The 19393-nt window shown below is 70.6% G+C and carries 22 protein-coding genes and 1 pseudogene; 10 read left to right on the plus strand and 13 right to left on the minus strand.

Annotated elements, in window-relative coordinates; all coding sequences use genetic code 11:
- Positions 1–29: 29 nt before the first annotated feature.
- From AL2_RS14750 to AL2_RS14775, 7 genes are all read right to left on the minus strand, one after another.
- Entirely contained in the window at positions 30–1427 is a 1398-nt protein-coding gene (locus AL2_RS14750; protein WP_210747600.1) for an APC family permease, read from the minus strand.
- A gap of 100 nt (positions 1428–1527) precedes the next feature.
- Positions 1528–2814, minus strand: a complete 1287-nt coding sequence (locus AL2_RS14755; RefSeq protein ID WP_067634138.1) for a YlbE family protein — start codon at positions 2812–2814, stop codon at positions 1528–1530.
- Position 2815: 1 nt separating this feature from the next.
- Positions 2816–4159 carry a hypothetical protein gene (locus tag AL2_RS14760; protein WP_168444521.1) on the minus strand — a complete coding sequence of 448 codons (1344 nt, stop codon included), beginning with the start codon at positions 4157–4159 and terminating at the stop codon, positions 2816–2818.
- Between the two features lie 138 nt (positions 4160–4297).
- Positions 4298–5185: an RNA polymerase sigma-70 factor gene (locus tag AL2_RS14765; RefSeq protein ID WP_067634142.1), complete on the minus strand. Its 888-nt coding sequence runs from the start codon at positions 5183–5185 to the stop codon at positions 4298–4300.
- 75 nt (positions 5186–5260) lie between these two features.
- Entirely contained in the window at positions 5261–5404 is a 144-nt protein-coding gene (locus AL2_RS37415; protein ID WP_157438157.1) for a hypothetical protein, read from the minus strand.
- The gene (locus AL2_RS14770; RefSeq protein ID WP_067634259.1) at positions 5401–6348 is read right to left on the minus strand and encodes an NAD-dependent epimerase/dehydratase family protein; all 948 of its coding nucleotides are present in this window, start codon (positions 6346–6348) and stop codon (positions 5401–5403) included. The genes AL2_RS37415 and AL2_RS14770 overlap by 4 nt, the downstream gene beginning before the upstream one ends.
- 43 nt (positions 6349–6391) lie before the next feature.
- Positions 6392–7042 (minus strand): TetR/AcrR family transcriptional regulator, encoded by a 651-nt coding sequence (locus AL2_RS14775; RefSeq protein ID WP_067634144.1) that lies wholly within the window; start codon positions 7040–7042, stop codon positions 6392–6394.
- Positions 7043–7112: 70 nt separating this feature from the next.
- On the opposite strand from AL2_RS14775, the gene AL2_RS14780 reads away from it, so the two are divergent.
- Complete coding sequence (locus AL2_RS14780) at positions 7113–8258, plus strand: FAD-dependent monooxygenase (protein WP_067634146.1); 1146 nt, start codon at positions 7113–7115, stop codon at positions 8256–8258.
- 72 nt (positions 8259–8330) lie between these two features.
- Here the strand turns inward: AL2_RS14780 and AL2_RS40075 are convergent.
- Positions 8331–8609, minus strand: a pseudogene (locus tag AL2_RS40075) (MmyB family transcriptional regulator); the annotation flags it as partial.
- On the opposite strand from AL2_RS40075, the gene AL2_RS40080 reads away from it, so the two are divergent.
- Together AL2_RS40080 and msrA are read left to right on the plus strand one after the other, a co-directional pair.
- Positions 8559–8747, plus strand: coding sequence for a heme-binding protein (locus AL2_RS40080; protein ID WP_369688511.1), 189 nt, complete (start codon positions 8559–8561; stop codon positions 8745–8747). The pseudogene AL2_RS40075 and the gene AL2_RS40080 overlap by 51 nt on opposite strands.
- A gap of 165 nt (positions 8748–8912) precedes the next feature.
- The gene (msrA, locus tag AL2_RS14790) at positions 8913–9422 is read left to right on the plus strand and encodes a peptide-methionine (S)-S-oxide reductase MsrA (protein ID WP_067634152.1); all 510 of its coding nucleotides are present in this window, start codon (positions 8913–8915) and stop codon (positions 9420–9422) included.
- A gap of 130 nt (positions 9423–9552) precedes the next feature.
- Here msrA and AL2_RS14795 read toward each other — a convergent pair whose 3' ends face one another.
- Positions 9553–11604: a right-handed parallel beta-helix repeat-containing protein gene (locus tag AL2_RS14795; RefSeq protein ID WP_157438158.1), complete on the minus strand. Its 2052-nt coding sequence runs from the start codon at positions 11602–11604 to the stop codon at positions 9553–9555.
- A 214-nt stretch (positions 11605–11818) separates the two neighbouring features.
- Here AL2_RS14795 and AL2_RS14800 point away from each other — a divergent pair, with 214 nt between their 5' ends.
- The 5 genes from AL2_RS14800 (at position 11819) to AL2_RS14820 (ending at position 15293) form a co-directional block, all read left to right on the plus strand.
- Positions 11819–12316, plus strand: a complete 498-nt coding sequence (locus AL2_RS14800; RefSeq protein WP_067634155.1) for a SigE family RNA polymerase sigma factor — start codon at positions 11819–11821, stop codon at positions 12314–12316.
- A 23-nt stretch (positions 12317–12339) separates the two neighbouring features.
- Positions 12340–13299: a CU044_5270 family protein gene (locus tag AL2_RS14805; protein WP_157438159.1), complete on the plus strand. Its 960-nt coding sequence runs from the start codon at positions 12340–12342 to the stop codon at positions 13297–13299.
- Positions 13296–14549, plus strand: coding sequence for a hypothetical protein (locus tag AL2_RS14810; protein ID WP_067634159.1), 1254 nt, complete (start codon positions 13296–13298; stop codon positions 14547–14549). The genes AL2_RS14805 and AL2_RS14810 overlap by 4 nt, the downstream gene beginning before the upstream one ends.
- Before the next feature lie 118 nt (positions 14550–14667).
- Complete coding sequence (locus AL2_RS14815) at positions 14668–14904, plus strand: hypothetical protein (protein WP_067634161.1); 237 nt, start codon at positions 14668–14670, stop codon at positions 14902–14904.
- A 209-nt stretch (positions 14905–15113) separates the two neighbouring features.
- Positions 15114–15293, plus strand: coding sequence for a hypothetical protein (locus AL2_RS14820; RefSeq protein WP_174550849.1), 180 nt, complete (start codon positions 15114–15116; stop codon positions 15291–15293).
- 75 nt (positions 15294–15368) lie between these two features.
- Here the strand turns inward: AL2_RS14820 and AL2_RS14825 are convergent, their stop codons facing one another.
- On the minus strand, positions 15369–16052 hold the full coding sequence (locus AL2_RS14825; RefSeq protein WP_067634165.1) for a LysR family transcriptional regulator substrate-binding protein: 684 nt from the start codon (positions 16050–16052) through the stop codon (positions 15369–15371).
- A gap of 55 nt (positions 16053–16107) precedes the next feature.
- On the opposite strand from AL2_RS14825, the gene AL2_RS14830 reads away from it, so the two are divergent.
- Positions 16108–16491: a DUF5997 family protein gene (locus AL2_RS14830; protein ID WP_067634167.1), complete on the plus strand. Its 384-nt coding sequence runs from the start codon at positions 16108–16110 to the stop codon at positions 16489–16491.
- A 116-nt stretch (positions 16492–16607) separates the two neighbouring features.
- Here the strand turns inward: AL2_RS14830 and AL2_RS14835 are convergent, their stop codons facing one another.
- Both AL2_RS14835 and AL2_RS14840 read right to left on the minus strand, forming a co-directional pair.
- Positions 16608–17099 carry a nuclear transport factor 2 family protein gene (locus tag AL2_RS14835; RefSeq protein WP_067634172.1) on the minus strand — a complete coding sequence of 164 codons (492 nt, stop codon included), beginning with the start codon at positions 17097–17099 and terminating at the stop codon, positions 16608–16610.
- A gap of 169 nt (positions 17100–17268) precedes the next feature.
- Positions 17269–17838: a TIGR03086 family metal-binding protein gene (locus AL2_RS14840; protein WP_083946514.1), complete on the minus strand. Its 570-nt coding sequence runs from the start codon at positions 17836–17838 to the stop codon at positions 17269–17271.
- A gap of 64 nt (positions 17839–17902) precedes the next feature.
- On the opposite strand from AL2_RS14840, the gene AL2_RS14845 reads away from it, so the two are divergent.
- Positions 17903–18709: a helix-turn-helix domain-containing protein gene (locus AL2_RS14845; RefSeq protein ID WP_210747602.1), complete on the plus strand. Its 807-nt coding sequence runs from the start codon at positions 17903–17905 to the stop codon at positions 18707–18709.
- Positions 18710–18730: 21 nt separating this feature from the next.
- Here AL2_RS14845 and AL2_RS14850 read toward each other — a convergent pair whose 3' ends face one another.
- Complete coding sequence (locus tag AL2_RS14850) at positions 18731–19294, minus strand: hypothetical protein (RefSeq protein WP_157438160.1); 564 nt, start codon at positions 19292–19294, stop codon at positions 18731–18733.
- Positions 19295–19393: the final 99 nt, after the last annotated feature.

Consider the following 19393-nt stretch of genomic DNA (forward strand, 5'->3'; position numbering starts at 1 on the left):
CTCGCGGCCGGCGTTTCGCGGCGGAGCACTCAGAAGACCTCGGTCTTGGTCAGCTGGGCGTACACCTCGGGCCGGCCCCGCCTGAGCTGCAGCGACCGCACGGTTCCGACGAGGAACGCCAGCGGGATGAAGCTGAGGAGGAGGTAGTTCACCCAGTCGGTCCGGCCGGACAGCAGGTCGAAGTTGCGCGCCACCAGCCACGACGCGACCCCGAGGCCGATGAGGCTGAGGAGCGGCGCCACCGCCGTGCTCCACACGCTCAGTCCGTGCGCGGTGTTCACCCGGTTGAAGTAGACCGCGATCGCGAGCGAGCACAGCGCCTGCAGGACGATCACGGCCAGCACACCCGGCGCCACCATCAGCAGGAAGACCTGGAGGTAGGGGTCGGCTCCCGCGAGCATGAACGCGGTGATCGCCACCAGGCCGATGGTGCCCTGGACGGCGCTGGCCACGTACGGCGAACGGTGCTTCGGGTGGACGCGGGCGAGCCCGCCGGGCAGCATCTTCTCCCGTCCGAGCGTGAACAGGTACCGCGACGCGGTGTTGTGGAAGGCCAGCGTGGACGCGAACGCGCTGGTCACCAGCAGGATCTCCATCACGACCACCGCGCCGTGCCCGACGTACTTCTCCGTCGCGGCGAACACCAGCCCGACGGGGTCGGCGGTGGCGGCGTCCACGATCGACGCCTTGCCGTAGGCGACGTAGACGACCCAGGCCATGAACGTGTAGAAGAGGGCCAGGAATCCCACGGCCAGGTAGACGGCCCGGGGGACGGTCCGCTCGGGGTCGCGGGCCTCCTCCGAGTAGATCGCGGTCGACTCGAACCCGATGAACGCGCCGAACACGATGGCGAACATCGCGCCCGTGCCGCCGCCGGCGAAGATCGCCGACGGGGAGAAGGAGCTCACGTCGAGCCCGTCCGCGCCGCCCTGCCAGAGCACCGGCGCGGCGAGGACGAGCAGGATCACGGCCTCCGACAGCAGGGCGACGCCGAGCACCTTCGCGCTGAGCGAGATCTGCCGGTGCCCCAGGTAGACCACGATGGCCAGCGCGGCGAACGAGAACACCGGCCATGGCACGTCGATCCCGAGCGCGTCCTTGACCGGCACCGCGGCGAAGGCACCGACCGCGCCGAGCTGGCCGATGGCGATCACCGAGTACGCCGCCATCGCCAGGGTGGCCGCGCCTCCGCCGACCGGCCGGCCGAGGCCCTGCCCGATGTAGGAGTAGAACGCGCCGGCGTTCTTGATGCGCAGCGCCATCCTGGTCAGGCCGACCGCGAACAGCAGCAGCACGATGCCCGCGACGAGCTGGGCGCCGGGGGCCCCGATCCCGCCGATCATGAAGGCCAGCGGGGCGAAGCCGGCGACCACGAGCAGCGGCCCGGCCGCGGCCACGACGAAGAAGGCCAGCTCGAAGGGCCCCATACGGCCCTGGATATGGGGCGTGGACGATTTCGTCGCTCCGCTGCCGGCGGGGGTTGCCTGCTCCGAGTACGTCATGGCTCTCTCCAGCGGTGCATCGTGGTCAGGAGGCGGTCGGGGTCGGGTAGCGCTCCGCGTAGGCGGCGGACGCGGCGGTGAACGCGTCGATGCGGGGCCGGAGGACGCCGGCTCCGATCTGGCCGCCGGAGCGTCCGGCGAGACCGCCGTCGATCAGCGGGGTGACACCGGAGGCGACGACGGCGTGCAGGTCGATGCCGACCGGCGTCCCGCGGAAGTCGAACGCCGGGATCCGGTAGTCGGGGTGCTCGGACGAGGTGATGGCGTACATCGCCTCGTTGTTGCCCAGCATGGCCTGGAAACTGCCACCCTGGTAATCCATCAGCGACGGGGCGCACGCCTGGGCCATCCCGCCGAGGCCGACGGTCTCGGTGACGCAGCTCTCCCCGCCGATCCATTCGGCGTCGGCCTCGGTGAAGCCGTCGAAGAACCGGCCGCGCAGCTCGGGGTGGCCGCCGCTGAACCACGCGTCGCCCAGACCGCTGACGCGGACGGCGAACTCGCGGCAGTTGATCGCCATTCCGGTGATGAGGCTGCTGTGCTCGACGCCGTGGGCGGCGTCCGCGGTGGCCTTGGCCGCGGCCATGCCGAGCCTGAGGAACGTGTAGTCGTTCGCCAGGAAGAAGTCCAGGACCTCCTCCACCCGCGTCCGCCACTGCGCCGTCGACGCCAGCGCGAGCAGCCGCGGGGTCAACTCCCGCTGCAGCAGCATGGTGGCCGCCGTGTTGCGGCTGTGCAGCTCGTCGCCCAGCCGCAGCGCCCGGGCCATCATCGGCTTGAGCGGGATCGGATGATCGGCGAGGCACCCGGCCAGCACCGGCGCCATGGTCGACTCCAGCCACCGCAGCCCGTCCGCGACCTCCTGGTCGTAGGACCCGTAGTTGAGGCGGTAGCGGCTCTTGCCTTCGTAGAAGTTGCAGTAGGCGCGGTTGCCGTGAGTCTCGTCCTGGACGATGAACACCGGCATCGAGGCGGTGTAGATGCCGGCGACCGAGCCGATGCAGTCGTGCTGCTGGGTGGAGCGTACCCGGATGTCGCCGTTGTCGAGCTTGGCCTCTGCGTCCTCGACACCGTCCGCCAAGCCTTCGTAGACCGCGCCGTAGAGGATGGCGCGGCGCTGGCCGCCCGTGTACTGGGGCCATTCCAGCGGCGCCCCTGAGGTCAGGATCGTGGTGGGCGTCATCCCGGGCACGACGTCGCCGGCCGCGGCCACGCCCACGAGCACGGGCTCGGCGCCGACCATCCTCTGCAGAGCCTCGGCGTTGGCCCGCAGGCGGCGCTCTGCGGTCGAGGTCTCGTTCAGTGTGGACATCTCAAAGCCTCTGCAGGTAGTTCCGGGTCTCCCAGTCGGTGACCACTGATCCGTACTCGCGGCACTCCGCCCGCTTGTAGTCGAGGAAGGTCCGGTGGAACTCCTTGCCCATGACCCGCTCGGCGAGGTCGTCGGCCTCGAACAGGTCCAGCGCCTGGTCCAGCGAGCTCGGCAGCGCGAGGTCTCCGTATCCGGCGAGCTCCTCCGCGCTCATCCGGTAGGCGTCGCGGTTGAGGGGCTCGCCCGGGTCGAGCTTGTTGGCGACGCCGTCCAGCCCGGCGGCGAGGATCAGCCCGATGCCGAGGTGGTAGTTGACCGAGGCGTCCACGGTGCGCACCTCGAGGCAGTGCCGGTTCACCGGCATCCGGCACATGAGGGTCCGGTTGTTCTCGCCCCAGCTCCGGTAGACCGGGGCCCAGGAGATCTCGTCCATGAAGCCCTTGCTGGTGAACCGCTTGTAGGAGTTGACCGTCGGCGACGTCACCGCGCAGATGGCGCCCGCGTGGGCCAGCACGCCGGCCACGAAGTGGCGGGCGGTGTCGCTGTAACCGCCGCCGGACGCTGCCTCGAAGACGTTCCGGCCGGTCTTCCCGTCGGCCAGGCTGATGTTCACGTGGGACGCGGAGCCGAAGTCGTCCTGGAACGGCTTGGCCATGAACGTCGCGATGCAGCCGAGTTCGCGGGCGACGTGCTTGGCCATCAGCCGGAAGACCACCATGCGGTCGGCCATCGTGAGCGCGTCGGTGTAGTCGAAGTTGAACTCGTACTGCCCGTCGCCGCCCTCGTGGTCGAACGAGTAGACGCCGTAGCCGAGCTGGTTCATGTACTCGACCATCGGCCCCAGGAAGGGCGCGGCGAGCATCGTGGTCTCCAGGTCGTAGCCGCGCGTCGGCGCGTCCAGCCGGTCCTGCGGCACCAGCGGCTCCCAGCCCTGGCCTGTCTCGCGGACGACGTAGAACTCCGGCTCGATCCCGACGTTCACGGTGAAGCCCATCTCCGCGGCCTCATCGACCTGGCGGAGCAGGAAGTTGCGCGCCTCCTGAGGGTAGAGCTCACCGTCGAGGTGCAGGCTGGTCGGCACCACCGCGAACTCCTGCTTCCAGGGCAGGACCACCAGCCGGTCCAGGTCGGGGATCCCCGCGCACTCGTCCTCGTGCGGGCCGAGGTCGCCCATGCCCTCCAGCGCACCCACGGTGTACAGCTCCGAGCCCTTCGCCATGGAGGGCAGCGACTCCACCGGGACGCACTTGCTCTTCGGCACGCCGTGGATGTCCACATAGAAGCCGAACACGTACTTGACGCCCTGCTCGATCAACCGGTCCCGGAGGACCTCCACCTGTGACACGGACCACTCCTCTACTTGATTTCGACCCATAGTGCGAACATAAGGTTCGAATGTCAACACTTCAGAGCCGACAGAGTGCAGGATTTCGATCCAGGGAGGAGGAGACCGGTGTCCACACCGCTACGCCGGTGGGGGGGTTCAGGGCCGGACGCTCTCCGTTCGCCGCCCACGACAGGGGGCGGCGGGGATGCGGGTGAGCTTGTCGGGGTTGAGGACGCCGTAGATGGCGTGGATGCGTCCGGCGCGGATATCGAAGGCCGCCAGCTGCCGCTGCCCGCCGATCACGGTCCAGATCGCCGGTTCGCCGTTGGCCTGGGTCAGGTGGGCCTCTTGCAGTGGATAGCGGGACATCAGCCCGGTCACGAATGCCAGCACGTCGTCGCGTCCGATGATCGGGCGCAGAGCGGCGCGGACCTTTCCGCCGCCGTCGTTGTAGGCGATCGCGTCCTCGGCCAGCAGCTCCGTCAGGGCGGTCAGGTCGCCGTCGCGCGCCGCGGCCAGGAACCGGGTGAGGAGTTCGGCGTGGTCGGACGGTTCGGCGGTGAACCGTTCGGAATCCCTGGACAGGTGCGCGACCGCGCGGTGGTGCCACTGCCGGCAGGTCGCGGCGGGACTGCCGAGGATCCCGGCGATCCGGTCATAGGGCAGATCGAAAGCCTCGCGCAGGACGAACACCGCCCGTTCGGGCGGCGACAGCCGTTCCATCATGTGCAGCGTCGCGTAGGAGAGCGTGTCGCGCAGTTCGGCGGTCTCGAGCGGTCCGAACGCCCGACCGTCCACCGGTTCGGGGAGCCACGGCCCGGTGTAGGCCTCGCGGGACACCCGCGCCGACCGCAGCTGGTCCAGGGCGAGGCGGGACACCACCGTCACCAGGAACGCACGTGGCTCGCGGATCTGCGAACGGTCGGTTCGCATCCAGCGCAGCCAGGCCTCCTGCACCACGTCCTCGGCATCCCACATGCTGCCCAGCAGCCGGTACCCCAGGCCCAGCAGCAGCCGCCGGTGTTCTTCGAAGGTCTCGTCCACCTTGTGCTCCCTCCTTGGTCGGCGGCCCCGGCTGCCGAGAGCTTTCACGGGCCGGGCACGGAGCCGCCGCACCCCTCACCTCGGCACGACGCCGCCGGCCCGTCCTTGCAGCAGCAGGACCGGCCCGGCCACGCGCCGGATGCCGGTACTGTCGGCCTTCAGGAATCGGCCGAAGCGAGGCTGAGCCTTCAGCGCAGGTGTCCTCGGCTCGATGTTCATGCGGATGCCCGGTTCGTCGCGCCGCCGAGTTCGGCGGCGAACCCCTCGGCCGCCGACGCGTGACGGGGGCGCCAGTCCAGGTGCAGCCGGGCCCGGGTGTTGTCGGCGCCGCGCAGCCGGTTCATGAACGCCACGCCCCAGCTACCGACCGCCAGCCGGGCCAGGGCGGCGGGCGCCTTCTTCGGTGCCGGAGCCCCGAGGACGGCGGCCAGCTCGGGCAGCCATCGGTGCAGCGGTACGGGCCGGTCGTCGACGATGTTCAGCACCCCGGTGATGTCGGGCTTGTCCAGCGCGGCGGCCACGGCGGTCGCCACGTCGTCGGCGTGGGTGAAGGAGAACACCGCGTTTCCGCCGCCGACCAGCGGCACCTTCCCGGCCCGCACCTGCCGGACGAACGATCCGTCCGCGGCGTAGATGGAGCCGGGCCCGTAGAGGTGTCCCAGCCGCAGCACCAGCCCATCGGCTTGGGCGGTCCGGAGTTCCAGTTCGTCGAGGGCGTCCAGTACCGGGATGAACTGCTTGGGAGTGCCGGTCCGCCACAGCGGGGCGTCCTCGTCGGCCGGGCCCTCGCCGGGCTGGTAGCCGTAGGCCAGCCCCTGGCTGATGATCCGCGCTCCGGGCGCGGCCTCGATCAGGTTCCGGGTGCCCTCGGTGCGCAGCCGGTTGGTCGGGACGAAGTCGCGCGCCAGATGCTTGGGATCGATCTCGGCCGGGATCGCGGTGAGCAGGTTCACCACCGCTTCCGGCGCCGCCTGCCGGACCGCCCCGCGCAGCCGGCCCCGGTCCAGCGCGTCGGCGACCACCGCCCGCGCACCTGCCGCCTCCAGGACGGCGGTGTCGCTTCCCGGCCGGGCCAGAGCCAGCACCTCGTGCCCCACGGCGGTCAGCAACGGAACCATCCGGCGGCCGATCACCCCGGTGGCTCCCGCGATGAGAACTCGCATGATCACTCCCTTTGACGTCCCGGCGGAGGCCGGGCTGCATGGCTTACGGCGAACGGACGGGCGGGTCCGCCTCGGCGTGACACTCGGGAGAGTGATCCATGCCACAGCCGCCGAAGGCGTGCAGGAGGTCGAGGAGCGCGGCCCTGAGTTCGGCGTGGGTGAGGGCCAGCGAACCCGCTCCGGCGAGATGGTCGAAGATCAGGCCGTCCAGGTAGGCCACCAGCAGCGGGGCCTGACGTGCCGGGTCGCGGGCGCCGATGGCGGTGAGCGTCGCGGCGGCCAGCTCCCGGGACCGCGCCCCGGCCTTGACGAGCACGGCGCGGAGCTCGGGCCTGCGGGTGGCCTCCAGGGCGAGTTCGTAGCGGGCCAGCATCCGCTCGCGCCCGGCCGTGGTCCAGTGCTCGACCAGGCGGGCCGCCGCCTCGGCCGCCCCTTCGCGTCCCGGCGCGGCCGCGCCCGACAGGGCGGGCCGGGCGGTGAGTTCGGCGGTGTCCACCTGTTCCAGCCGCTCGACCGCCGCCTGCAGCAGCGCCTGGCGGGTTCTGAAGTAGTAGGAGCAGGAGCCTTCGGGCAGGCCCGCGGCCTTGTCGACCGCACGGTGGGTGAGACCCCGCATGCCGGCTTCGGCCAGGGCCGCGATGGCCGCGTCCGCGAGTTCCTCGCGCCGGGAGAGGGGTGTTGTGCTCTCTGTCACGGTCTCTCCTTAGTCACTCTACAAGTGTAGAGTACCTGTCGTCTACTACAGATGTAGAAGGGAGTGGGTCATGGGTGAGCAGCGCACGGCGATCGTGGTCGGCGGCGGGATCGGCGGGCTGGCGACGGCAGCGGCCCTGTCCGACCGGGGCTGGCGCGTCGAGGTCATGGAGCGCGCGCCCGGGTTCCGCGAGGTCGGAGCCGGGCTGTCGGTGTGGTCCAACGGCGTGCGCGCCCTGGACGCGCTCGGCATCGGCGAGCAGGTCAGGGCGCAGGCCATGACCGAGACGCAGGCGGGCATCCGCGACTCGTCGGGCAGGTGGCTGTCGCGCACCGACACCGAGGAGGTGGACCGCCGCTACGGCCCGCTGGTCATGCTTCACCGCGCCCATCTTTTGGCGGTCCTGCACGAAGCGGTGTCCGGCATCGCCCTGCGAACCGGGGTCACGGTCACAGGGGTACGGGCCGCCGGGCGGCAGGTCGAGGTCGTGCACGAGGCGGGCGCCGACCGCGCCGACCTGGTCGTCGGAGCCGACGGCATCCGCAGCGCCGTCCGCCGCTCACTCTGGCCGCAGGCCCCCGAACCGCGATACGTCGGCTACACGGCCTGGCGGCTGCTCGTCGACCCCGGTGCACGGCTGGACGCGGGAGGCGAGAGCTGGGGCCGCGGCGAACGGATGGGGCTCGTCCCGCTGCCCGGCGGGCGGATCTACATGTTCGGCGTCGCCAACACGCCTGCGGGCGAACGCAGCCCGGACGGCGAACTGGCCGAGCTGCGGCGTCGCTTCGCGGGCTGGCACGATCCGATCCCGGCGCTGCTGGACCGGGCCGACGAGAACGCCGTGCTTCGCACCGATCTGTACGAACTGCCCCCGCTCAAGTCTTTCGTCTCCGGCCGGGTGGCCCTGCTCGGCGACGCCGCCCATGCGATGACCCCCAACCTCGGGCAGGGCGCCTGCCAGGCACTCGAGGACGCCGTCACACTTGCGGCCGTCCTGGACCGCCACCCGACGGTCGAGGCCGCTCTGGCCGCCTACGACCGGGAACGCCGCCCGCGCAGCCAGATGATCGCCCGACGCTCGCACCGCGTCGGCGCCGTCGCCCAATGGAGCAGCCGGCCCGCGGTCGCGCTGCGCAACCGGGTCATGAGCCTGACCCCACCGAGCTCGATGCTCCGCTCCCTCGGCCCGGTGCTGGACTGGCGGCCCCCCGCCTGAACAGAGGCCGCTCGGCGCGGCGGACGCGAAGGCTCCGGCCGGACCCCGCGGCGCTCCTGCGGCGAGAACCGGCTAATCGAGTTGTGGAGGCACCCGTCCTGAGGGCCTGGCGGCCGGAGCCTCGGCGGACCAGGAGGTGAGGATGCGCAGCGCGTTGTGGGCCGGGGTGCCGGCCGGCGCGGTGTGGGTGATCAGGAGCTGGTCAGGGGCGTCGCCGAGCCGCATCGCCTGCCAGTCCAGCTCCAGATCGCCGACGACCGGGTGGCGGAAGCGCTTGCGTCCCCCAGCCGCTCGTACGTCGTGGCCGCCCCACCAGCGGCGGAAACGTTCGCCGGCGGTCTCCCGGTGAGCGACGGCACCGGCCGGGTGATCGGCGCCATCGGCGTCTCGGGCGGCATGGTGGAGCAGGGCCAGGCCGTTGCCGAGGCATGCGCCGCAGCCTGTGCCGAAGTGCCCACGGAAGCCGCGACCGCGTCTGGGTGGCCATAATGACTACGTCGTCCGCCTCGGGGAGCGCGCCGAGTGAGCTTCGACCCCGGCGTGGTGATGCGCCCGGCCGTCGGCGGCGCCATGGAATAACGCCGATGCGATGCCCGCTGTAATCGTCGACGCGCGCTGTAATCGTCGACGAAGGACACGAAGGGGACAACGAACATGGCAACCGAGAGGGCACTGCTCGCGGGTGGCTGTTTCTGGGGGATGGAAGAGCTGTTCCGCCGGCAGCCCGGAGTGGTCTCCACGCGGGTCGGCTACAGCGGCGGCGACGTTCCCAACGCCACCTACCGCCACCACGGGTCCCACGCCGAGACCATCGAGGTCGTCTACGACCCCGACGAGACCGACTTCCGGGCCCTGCTGGAGTTCTTCTTCCAGATCCACGACCCCACGACCGTGAACCGGCAGGGCAACGACATCGGCCAGAGCTACCGCTCCGCGATCTTCTACACCTCGGACGGGCAGCGGAAGGTCGCCGAGGACACCATCGCCGACGTCGACGCCTCCGGCCTGTGGCCGGGAAAGGTCGTCACCGAGGTGGCCGCCGCCGGCGATTTCTGGGAAGCCGAGCCCGAGCACCAGGACTACCTGCAGAAGTATCCGAACGGCTACACGTGCCACTTCCCCCGTCCGGGCTGGAAACTGCCCAAGCGGACGGCCGGAGCCTGACATCGCGGGGACGGCGCGGGCGTCAACGTGCGAGGAAGTACGAGACGCCCCGCCGACCCCCCTCGGCAGCGTGAGGCTGCGCCTCACACTGCCGAGGATCCGCGTCGTCGGGCCCTAGCCCCTTGAACCGTTACGGGAGTTGCAGAGGGAAGGCCGCCGCTCGGGCGTAGAGCTTGTAGAGCTTGAACGGACCCGCGAACGACAGCCCGCAGGCGTTGTTGAGCATGCTGGTCGCGGTCTGGTCGCTCAGCGTCGTGCCGCGCGCCCCCGGGTGGTCGATCTGGCCGCCCATGAACACCGCCATCTTGGCCAGCATGTGGTCGCGCTGGCCGGTCGACATCTCCTGCCAGGAATGGCAGGTCATCGCGGCGAGCATCGCGTCGTCGAGTTCGCTCGTCCCGGCGTGGACGGGGTCGTCGGCGGGCCCCGTCCTGGACGCGGCCGGGGCTGTGGCCCCGGGAGTCGTGAACCAGGGGCACGGGCCGCCGGGCTTCAGGTTGGCCATGCAGGTGAGCAGTTCGAACTCGTTGCCCAGGTTGCCGAACCCGAAGCTGAGGAAGGGCGCCTTGCCGTTCAGGCAGTCCGGCAGGTTGCCGGGTGAGGTCTTGACGGTGCCGTTGGAGTACCAGCAGTTGCCGGTGTTGCCGGGGAAGGCGTCCCACCAGAAGTCCAGGCCGTTGCCGGTCATCCGGTTGCCGTAGAACTGGTTGCGGTGCGAGGTGGACAGCTTCAGCGGGTCGCAGCCCGTCATGGGCTGGTCGGCGCAGACGAACGCGTCCGGGACGGCGAAGAGCATGGCCCCGCGCCGCCGGTTGTCGCGGAAGGTGTTGTTCCGGACGACGTTGTCGTCACCGCCGGCGATCCACATCCCGGTCCCCACCGGGACCGGCACGGTCGGCACCACGTCGCTGTCCGCCAGGTACGGGTTGAAGTTGTTGGAGAAGAAGTCGTTGTTCTCGACGAGGTCGCCCTGCTGCGGGAAGCCGGGGTGCCCGGCGGCGGTGAACACGTCGGTGGTGAAGCCGAGGGCATTGTCGTAGAAGTTGTTGTGGTGCACCCACGTGGCGCTGCCGTCGGTGCCCGAGTAGCCGCTGGCGTTGTGGTGCGAGTCGCAGTAGCGGATCTGCTGGCTGTAGCGCGCGTCCGGGTAGACGCTCTCGTCGCGTCCGGCGGCGGTCTTCGCGCCCGACCCCGGATACAGCCCGGAGTCGCCGTTGCCGGCCGCCTCGCAGTTCTGGATCACGCCGTGGTCCTCGACGAAGGTGAGCACGCCGTACTCGCCCGCGTAGAAGGTCTTGAAGCTGTCCAGCAGGTACCCGTTGGTCTCCAGCACGTAGATGTCGTGCTCGTCGGCGTGCCGGACGGTCAGGTTCCGCAGCACGAAGCCGTCGGCCCGGTCGGCGCGGATGCCCACGTCCTTCGCCGAGTTGCGCGGGCCGCCGTTGCCGGACGACGGGTCGCCGGCGTCCACGACCACGTCGTCGGCGCTCACGCCCGACCCTTCGAGCTGCAGGTTGCAGCGCACGCACGCGCCCCGGTTGGGGATGCCGTGCCGGTCGACGCGCGGCGGGTCCGGGTCCTGGCCGCCGCCGGGGGCCCGGCCGAGCACGGCGATCAGGTTGGCGTCGTTCTGGCAGGTGTACTCGCCGAGGTAGGAGTACGCGCCCGTGCTCAGCTTGTACTGGTCGCACGCGGGGTCGTGGGTCGGCTTCTGGCGCGCCGTGGGCTCGGTGTAGAGACCCGGTAGTACCACGACCCGGTCGTTGTTCCGTGAATCGGTCACCGCGGGCTGGATCTCGCTGTACCGGCACCGGTCGAACAGCGCCCGGTTGATCTGCTTCAGGTCCCGCGCCTCGGTGGCGCTGAGCGTCCGGTGGTCGTGCGGGCGGACGTCGTAGCCCGACTTCAGCGCCCGCTTGATCGAGGCGTCCAGCCGTTCCAGCGAATCCGGCCGGCACACCACGCGGGTCGTGCTGTGCGGGATGGTCTCGACGGCCGACGCCAGGCTCCGCGGTGTCGGCACCGTCCCGCCGGCGCACGGGCTGACGGAGCAGTCGGGGCCGGGAGACGGCCAGTACGACGGCCGCTCGATATGCGCCTGTGCCGGCTGCACCAGGCCGAGGACCAGCAGGGCCGCGGCCGCCAGCGGCACCCACGACCTCCCGAGAAACCGCAGGCCCATTCGGTACTCCCTCGCTCAGCGCGCCGCGACAGTCCCCAAACGCTTGCTCGGTCCCCATGGAACCACGATCCTCAAATCCGAGGAAGTCTCATAACCAGCCTGGTATCGATCTTCGGTCCCGCCCCGAGTCGGCGGTCGTTTCTTGTGTGACGTCCCGGTCCTGCCACGGCGTCTGAGGTGTAGGAGAGCGAACGACGACGTTTTGGGAAGGCCGATGGCCAAGGAACCGGATGGGTTTCAAGAGTTCGCCGTTGTGCGAGGCCCCGGCCTCTTCCGCACCGCGTGGCTGCTGTGCGGTGACTGGCATCTGGCGGAAGACCTGGTGCAGACGACGTTCGGCAAGCTTTACGCGTCCTGGCGGAAGGTGCAGAACGCGGACAGCCCGGAGGCGTACGCGCGGACGGTGCTGACGCGCACCTACCTGTCCCACATGCGCAAGCGCAGCAGCCGGGAGGCACCGAGCGAGCGGCTGCCGGACGCGGCCGGGCCCGAGTCGGACCAGGCGCTGCGGGTGACGCTGCTGACCGCGCTGGCGAAGCTGCAGCCGCAGGACCGCGCCGTGCTGATCCTCCGCTACTGGGACGACCAGAGCGTGGCCGAGGTGGCGGGGGCGATGCGGCTGAGCAGCGGGGCCGTCCGCAACCGGAGCATGCGTGCGACGAACCGGCTCCGCGAGGTGCTCGGGGACGAACTGATGCTGCTCGCGCCATGACGAAGAGAACTGAGGGAACGAACATGGAAATGGAACTGGCCGAGGCACTGCGCCGGACGGCCGAGTCGGTCACCCCCCAGGTCTCGGATCTGGTGGACCGGGGTGTGCTGCAGGGCCGGCGGCGGGTGCGGCGGCGCCGAGCGGCCGCCGTCTCGGCGGTGACCGCGGTCACCGCCGTCACCGTCGCGGCCTCCGTGACGACCGTGCTGGGCATGACGGGAGGGGACGGCGGGCCGGGCACGACGGATTCGTCCAAGCTGCAGCTGGCGAGCGCGACGCAGGTACTGGAGCGGGCGGCCGAGACGGCGCAGGCCCGGCCCGAGACGCGCCCGCGTCCCGACCAGTGGGCCTACGAGAAGACCTTGGAGCAGGGGGTGGCGACCGGGCACGGCGCGCGGCCCGTGACTGAGGAGAGCTGGTACCGGATCGATGGCACGGGGGACGCGTCGTTCAGGGACGGGAAGCTGGTCGTGCACCGGCAACCGGACCGGGTGGCGACGCCGGCGAGCCGCCGGTACGCGCGCCTCGGGACGCTCCCCACCGACCCCGGCGCGCTCCGCGCGGTCATCTACAAGGACGTCGACGCCATCCCCCGGCGCGACCGGCAGCGTTCCGACCGCGACGGCGAGGCGTTCCGGACGGCTGCCCAGATGCTCTGGGACGCGCCGCTGGGAATTGCGCCCAAGACCCAGGCCGCGCTCTACCGTGTGCTCGCCGGTATTCCGGGAGTGCGCGTGGACGCCAAGGTCAAGGATGGCGCGGGCCGTCCCGCAATAGCGCTCTCGCGCGGGTTCGGTGAACAGTTCCTCCTCGATCCCACCACGTACCAGATGGTGGGGCAGCGGACCGTGAGCAACGGACGGAACGCCCCGCAGTCCAAGAACGGCACCGTGGACCCCCGTTTCGCGGTGCCGCCGGGTACCGTCACCTACTCGCTGACCCTGCTCACCGTGAAGCTCGTGGACGAGCCGGGGCAACGGTGATCATCTCCAGGCGCAGGACGGCCGTCGCGGGCGGCTTGGCCGCGGCGGCGATCGTGCCCGGGGCGGCTCTCATGTCCGGGGCGGCTCTCACGTCCGGGGCGCCCACCGTTTCCGCCGCGCCGGCCGCCGCCCACTCGACGGTATGGCGTCCCTACCAGACGCCCGTGCGGGAGGACGCGAGCCTCACGAGCGTCGCGGCGACGGGCAGGGACAACGCGTGGGCCGCAGGGTTCACGGTCCCCGACACGGTCCCCGAATCGGCCGGCCGCTCGGCACGCGCGCCCCAGCGTGCCGAGATGCGCGAGTCGCTGAGCGCGGAGGAGTGCTGGTCCGCCGACAGCTTCCCCTCGCTCATGCTGCGCTGGGACGGCCGCGCCTGGCGGAACATCGCGGTACCCCGCCTGGGCAGGATCAACTCTGTCAGCGCCACACGACGCAACGACGCGTGGGCCGCCGCGGACTGCGGTCTCTCGCACTGGAACGGCCGAACGTGGGCCGCCGCGCCTTATGCCGCCGTCCCCGGCGCGCAGCAGACCGCGGTCGGCGCCGTCGCCTCGTCCGGGCCCGACAACACCTGGCTGGTCGGAGACTTCTCCAGCGGCGGGCGGTTCGGCTCGTTCGTCCAGCGGTGGGACGGGCGACGCTGGACGAACATCCCGTTGCCCGCTCTGGGGATGGGCGACGACTTCTCACTGAAAACCGTCGACGTCCGCGGGCCCGTCGACGTCTGGGCCGTGGGCGTGGACTACAGCGGCAACGACCGGCACCCCGAACGCCTGATCCTGCTCCACTGGAACGGCCGCTCCTGGGAGCGGCTGGCGGAACCGGCCTCGGACCAGTGGACGAAGCGGCCCGCCTCGGTGCGGATCCTCGCCTCCAACGACGTCTGGGTTACCGGCTGGACCAAGCTCCGTCCCGACGGCGACGAACCCCGCCATCCGCTCATGTTGCACTGGGACGGCCGCGCGTGGGGCACCGCCGCCTTCCCGGATGGCCAGGGCGAACTGTCGGGCCTGACCCGCTGGAGCGGAGGGCTGCTGGCCGTGGGCGACACCTTCTCTCCCGCGTCGCCGTCCTACGGGATGTATGCGCTGCGCTGGAACGGCGAGCGGTGGACCCGCGACACCGTGCCCGCTCAGGGCACCGGAAGCCTTTCGTCGGTGGCCGCCGTCCCCGGCGGCGGTGTCTGGACGGTCGGCGCCGTCGGCGATGACCCGCACCCGCGCGCGTTCATCGCCCGCAGGGAGTAGGGCCCGAGCCCCGCCGACCCGCGGGAACCGCTGCGGCGCGCGTTGTCACCCGACGCGCGCCGCAGCGTTTTCGGTGAGGAGCGGGTCGCGACTGTCGATGGGTCTTTTGCGGTGCCCTGTGCAATCGCGGGTCTTCGGGGGCGCCCGGACCGACGATCTCGGCGAACGGACCAGCATCATCCTCGACCCCACTACCTACGCCTACCTCGGCACCCGCCAGGACGTCGCACGCGCGCACACATGGAAGTCCGACGACGGCAAGCCGATGACGACCAAGCCGGGAACGATCCTGTCCTGGTACGCGGAACTGACCCGTGCCGCCAGAGGCCGGACGGTGTGGAAGGGGCAGCGGTAGTTGCCCTGGGGATTGGCCTGCGATGCGCGCGGCGAGCCAGTTCATCGCCGAGGTGGCGCGGGTTCCGGGCCCGTCGCCGGCCGCGCGAGACCGTGGTGACGTGACACACCCGGCCCGACTTGCTTAACTATGGACGATCTTGTCGTTACTGTCGTACCCCAGGGTCGGCGAAGCGGTCACCGGAGGTAGCGATGAGGTCAGGACGGTGGATGCTCATCGCCTGGCTGATCGTAGGAGCGCTCGCCGCGGGACAGCGCCACTACTACACCCAATTTGACGGCAGCTGCGCCAGAATCGCCACGATCGGAATCACCTTGGCCTCCGGTCCGCTCAACTACATCGGTCTCAACCCCACCGCCAACTGCAAGGTTCCCCAGCCGAGCAAATGACGTGTCGGGCTCTACGATCGCGTCATCGTGAGGCCTTCTAACGGCACCTTGAGCTTCCCCGTTGCGCGACTCTCGTCACCTCCGCCGGCGCTTCTGGCGGCGGTGCTTGGAGGCGGGGCGCTGTTGCGGTGGCTTCTTACGGGTGGGCTGCTGCCGGGGATTGCGGCCACGGGAGCTGTTGGGGGTGCGGCCGCGGACGATGCCGATCAGTTCCTCCATGAGGTCGGTCGTCACGGCCTCGAGCCAGGCCAGGCCGATCTGGGACTGAGGAGCGTCGGTCACGGTTCGGTAGGTGAGGTCTTTGCGGTGGTGGAGGCGGGCCAGAGACTGCGGGAGCAGCAGGACGCCGGCTCCCGACGCCACCAACTCGATCGCGCCGGCGGTGCTCTCAGGACGGGTGAAGGCAGGTTGCCCGGGCCGGTCGTCCCAGGTCAAGACGTCGTCGAGTGGCTCGAACACGTCCTCGTCGGCGAGATCGGCGAGCTCCACCTCCTCCACCGCGGCCACCGCGTGATCCTTGGGCACCACGACCACGGTCGTCTCCAGGTACAGCGGGATCACATGGAGGGCCTCGCGGTCGACGGGCAGGCGTACGAACGCCGCGTCCACGTCACCGTTCCGCAGCAGGGGGACCACCTCGGTCGCCGGCATCTGCAGCAGGCGAAGCGGCACCTCCCGGACCCGCTCGGCCCACACCCCGGCCCACTTCGCGGGCGTCACCCCCGGCACGTAGGCCAGCCGGAACTCACCATCGGTCACTCCGCCACCCTAGTCACGTCCAGACAGTTCCCTCCCGCTGGCTACCCTTGGGGTCATGGGCACGTCCAAGGCAAAGACCCCGCAGACCATGAAGTCGGCGACCGCGGCCAAGAAGCTGGGGATCCTGCTGTCGGCAGCACCCGCCGAGTTCCAGGAAGGTCCTGTCTCCCGGGACGAATTGAACGCGCTCCAAGCCGACCCGCCCTCATGGCTGGCGAACCTGCGCCGTGAGGGCCCCCACCCCCGCCAGGTCGTCGCCGCCAAGCTCCGCGTCTCCATCTCAGGTCTGGCCCGCGCCGGCATCACGGGCCCCCTCACCACGGCCGAGATCGAGAACCTGAAGGCCGAAAGGCCCGGCTGGCTGGAACGCGAGCAAGCCGTCCAAGCCGAAGTCCGCAGGGAGGAACTCCGCCTCAAGCAGCAGCGAGCCACGGCCTGACCACCACCGATCTGGCCATGCCCCTTCACCGCCGACTCCCCTGACGACCGCTACCTCGTCCACGGCGCGCTGGCGACGGGCGACGGCACGCATCAAGCCCGGCTCTTAGTACAGGGTCAGGTTCGCGGCTGCGGGAGCGAGGGCGCCCAGCGATCCGCCAGCAGCCTGAAGCTGGGCACATCGTCGAGAGATACCGAGTATTCGTAGGTCCGTTCATAGCCGATGCCACTGATGCGCCACTCGCCGTCCGCGCAGCGCCGATACGTCTCCTGGTAGAAGGCGGATCCGCGGATCAGCACCCGGAACGCCTTGGCGATGACGGTGTCCTCCAGGCACCAGGTGCCCTCGGCCTTATCGCCGTCGACCCGGATCTCGGGTTGTCCCGCGAAGTGCACCGTGGTGATCTCGGGACCGAGATTGTCGCGCATGTAGCCGACGATGGCATCGCGGCCTTCCAGGCGCAGCGGCTCACCGACTGCGCGGGTCCCGTAGGCGCCCACGGCGTCGTCGGTGAGGGTGCCGGCGAACCCGTCCCAGTCCTTCAGGTCAAGGCAGCGCAGGTAGCGGTACTTCACCTGGCGGATCTCTTCCAGGGCGTTCAGATCCATGCGACGTAGCTTGCTCGACACCGCCGCCATTGACAAGAACGTGTTCTCATTTCGAGGCGTCCCGCCCGCTCGGCTTCCGGTAGCCGGGGAGTGCTGCGAGGAGCGCCGGCGCCACCGCACCACGCTTCGACAGCTCGCGCCAGATGTGGCCGGCCTCACCGGTCGGTGACTACGCCCAGGCGGGATCGCGGCCGGTCAGGCCGAGGATGCGGTCCAGGGTGGGTGCGTCGGCCGGCACCGCGACTTCCGGTCCGTACATGCCCATCTCCCGCCCTTGCTCCACGCCGGCGAACACCGTGTCGTGCAGATGCGTCAGCAGGTCGGCGGGCAGTTCCAGCCGCTGCCCGGTCGCGACCGCCAGGTCCCAGCCGTGCATGGCCAGCTCGCCGATGATCATGTCGCCCAAGACGGGTGCGGGCAGCGTCTGCGGTGTGCCCATGCTCGTCTCGCCCTCCCAGGCGCTCGGCGGCGCCCACGACGACGTGATGTCGTCCAGCAGGGCGAGCAGGCGGCCGCGCCAGTCGCCGGCCGCCAGGTCCACCTCGGACTCGGTGCCCGCCGGCTGCGGAACGGACTCCTTGCGGCCGCCGCCGGCGAGCGACGGGCCCCAGAACAGGAGGTGGTTGACCAGTGCCCGCACGTCGTACTCCGTGCACGGAGTCTTGTTGGCGAGCTGGTCGTCGGTGATGGTGCGGGCGACCGCGGCCATGGCCTCGGCGGCGTTGGACAGATGTGACATGGCAGCGAGGCTAGGCGGCCCAGGCCGGAAGGGTATTGGACAAAGGCGACATACACTTTGCCGTGTGGAGCGGGACGTTCGTGAGCTGCGGGGTGCGTGGACCAGGTATCAGCGCCACACGTTCCACAGCCCGTCGCCGGCGCTCGCGCCATGGGTGGAGCGGTACTGGGAGGCTCGCTGGGACTACGCCGAGCCCTACCGGCAGAAGATCGTGCCGTACCCGAACGTGCACCTGTCGTTCGGCGGCGGCCGCGCGGACGTCAACGGCGTGTGCAGCGGCTACCAGATCAAGGTCCTCGAGGGCCGCGATCATGTCTTCGGCGTCGCGTTCCGGCCGGGCTGCTTCCGCCCGTTCCTCGGTGCCTCCGTCTCGACGATCACCGACCGCGTCGTCCCGGCGGCCGAGGTGTTCGGCCCGGACCTGCCCACGACGCTCGACGTGCCGGCCGTGGACGCGTTCCTGCTGAAACACCTGCCGGACGACGACCCCCGGGTGCGCCAGGCGGTGGCCGCGGTGGAGCTGATCGCCAAGGACAAGACCGTGACCAGGGTCGAGCGCCTCGCCGGCGAACTGGGGCTGAGCATGCGGGGGCTGCAACGGCTGTTCGCGGAGTACGTCGGCATCGTGCCCAAGTGGGTGATCCGCCGCTACCGCCTGCACGAGGTGACCGCACGCATGGCCGCCGGCGGGGCGATCGACTGGGCCGCGCTCGCGGCGGACCTCGGCTACGCCGACCAGGGCCACTTCATCCGCGACTTCAAGGGCATGTTCGGCGAGCAACCGACCAGGTACGCGCAGCGGTATCAGTCCGCGTTCCCCGGCCGCGAATCACGAACCGCGCCCGGCGGCCGGAGTCCTCAAGGCCCATGACCAGATTCTGGAATCAGCTCGCTATTCGCCGGTCTCGGAATGGTGGTGATAAGGGTCTTCATTATGCGTGCGGTCATAGGGATGCTCGCCGGTGCGGTCCGTGCGCTCCCTGCGGATGGTGGCGAAGGGGCGGTCGCCGCGGCAGGCGACGGCCATGGTGACCTGGCGGGCGGACGACCGGAAGCGGACGAAGACGGGGGCCTGCGGTCCGCGGCGGCTGTCGCCGACGCTGTAACCCTGCCGGGGCGTCCAGGAGTCCAGGTACGCCGAGCCGTGGTCGCAGCGGGCGACGATGTCGCCGGCCTCGGAGGCGAGGTTGGTGACGGCGGTGGTGATCTTCTCGGTGACCGTGACCGTCGGAGCCGGGCGGTGCGAGGGCCGCGGGGCCGCGGACGACGCGGGCGACGGGGCCGGGCCGGCCGTGGGGGCGGCCAGCGCGGCCTCCACCTCATGCGGGGTCATGGGCTCGGTGCCGCGGTCGGTGATGCCGGAGCCCACCGCGGAGATCGCCGCCATGCCCGAGATGATCGCGATGACAGCGGACGCCGCCCACGCCATGGCGGCGAGCGCGCTGTGCTTGGACATGCGCCGACTGTTGCAGATTCGGCGCTAAGTGTCGGTTAAGTTGCCCTTAAGGCCCCCGTAAGGGGGTGATCCGCCCGGTGGCGGCGGACCGGGCGGTCT

It is taken from the genome of Actinomadura latina NBRC 106108 (genome assembly GCF_001552195.1).
In the GTDB taxonomy this organism is placed as follows: Bacteria; Actinomycetota; Actinomycetes; order Streptosporangiales; family Streptosporangiaceae; genus Spirillospora; species Spirillospora latina.

Coding starts and splice junctions, on each gene's coding strand:
- AL2_RS14750 (WP_210747600.1), bottom strand. CDS start 1,427: ATGGGGCCCTTCGAGCTGGCCTTCTTCGTCGTGGCCGCGGCCGGGCCG.
- AL2_RS14755 (WP_067634138.1), bottom strand. CDS start 2,814: ATGTCCACACTGAACGAGACCTCGACCGCAGAGCGCCGCCTGCGGGCC.
- AL2_RS37415 (WP_157438157.1), bottom strand. CDS start 5,404: ATGAACATCGAGCCGAGGACACCTGCGCTGAAGGCTCAGCCTCGCTTC.
- AL2_RS14770 (WP_067634259.1), bottom strand. CDS start 6,348: ATGCGAGTTCTCATCGCGGGAGCCACCGGGGTGATCGGCCGCCGGATG.
- AL2_RS14780 (WP_067634146.1), top strand. CDS start 7,113: ATGGGTGAGCAGCGCACGGCGATCGTGGTCGGCGGCGGGATCGGCGGG.
- msrA (WP_067634152.1), top strand. CDS start 8,913: ATGGCAACCGAGAGGGCACTGCTCGCGGGTGGCTGTTTCTGGGGGATG.
- AL2_RS14795 (WP_157438158.1), bottom strand. CDS start 11,604: ATGGGCCTGCGGTTTCTCGGGAGGTCGTGGGTGCCGCTGGCGGCCGCG.
- AL2_RS14800 (WP_067634155.1), top strand. CDS start 11,819: ATGGCCAAGGAACCGGATGGGTTTCAAGAGTTCGCCGTTGTGCGAGGC.
- AL2_RS14805 (WP_157438159.1), top strand. CDS start 12,340: ATGGAAATGGAACTGGCCGAGGCACTGCGCCGGACGGCCGAGTCGGTC.
- AL2_RS14820 (WP_174550849.1), top strand. CDS start 15,114: ATGCTCATCGCCTGGCTGATCGTAGGAGCGCTCGCCGCGGGACAGCGC.
- AL2_RS14830 (WP_067634167.1), top strand. CDS start 16,108: ATGGGCACGTCCAAGGCAAAGACCCCGCAGACCATGAAGTCGGCGACC.
- AL2_RS14835 (WP_067634172.1), bottom strand. CDS start 17,099: ATGGATCTGAACGCCCTGGAAGAGATCCGCCAGGTGAAGTACCGCTAC.
- AL2_RS14840 (WP_083946514.1), bottom strand. CDS start 17,838: ATGTCACATCTGTCCAACGCCGCCGAGGCCATGGCCGCGGTCGCCCGC.
- AL2_RS14850 (WP_157438160.1), bottom strand. CDS start 19,294: ATGTCCAAGCACAGCGCGCTCGCCGCCATGGCGTGGGCGGCGTCCGCT.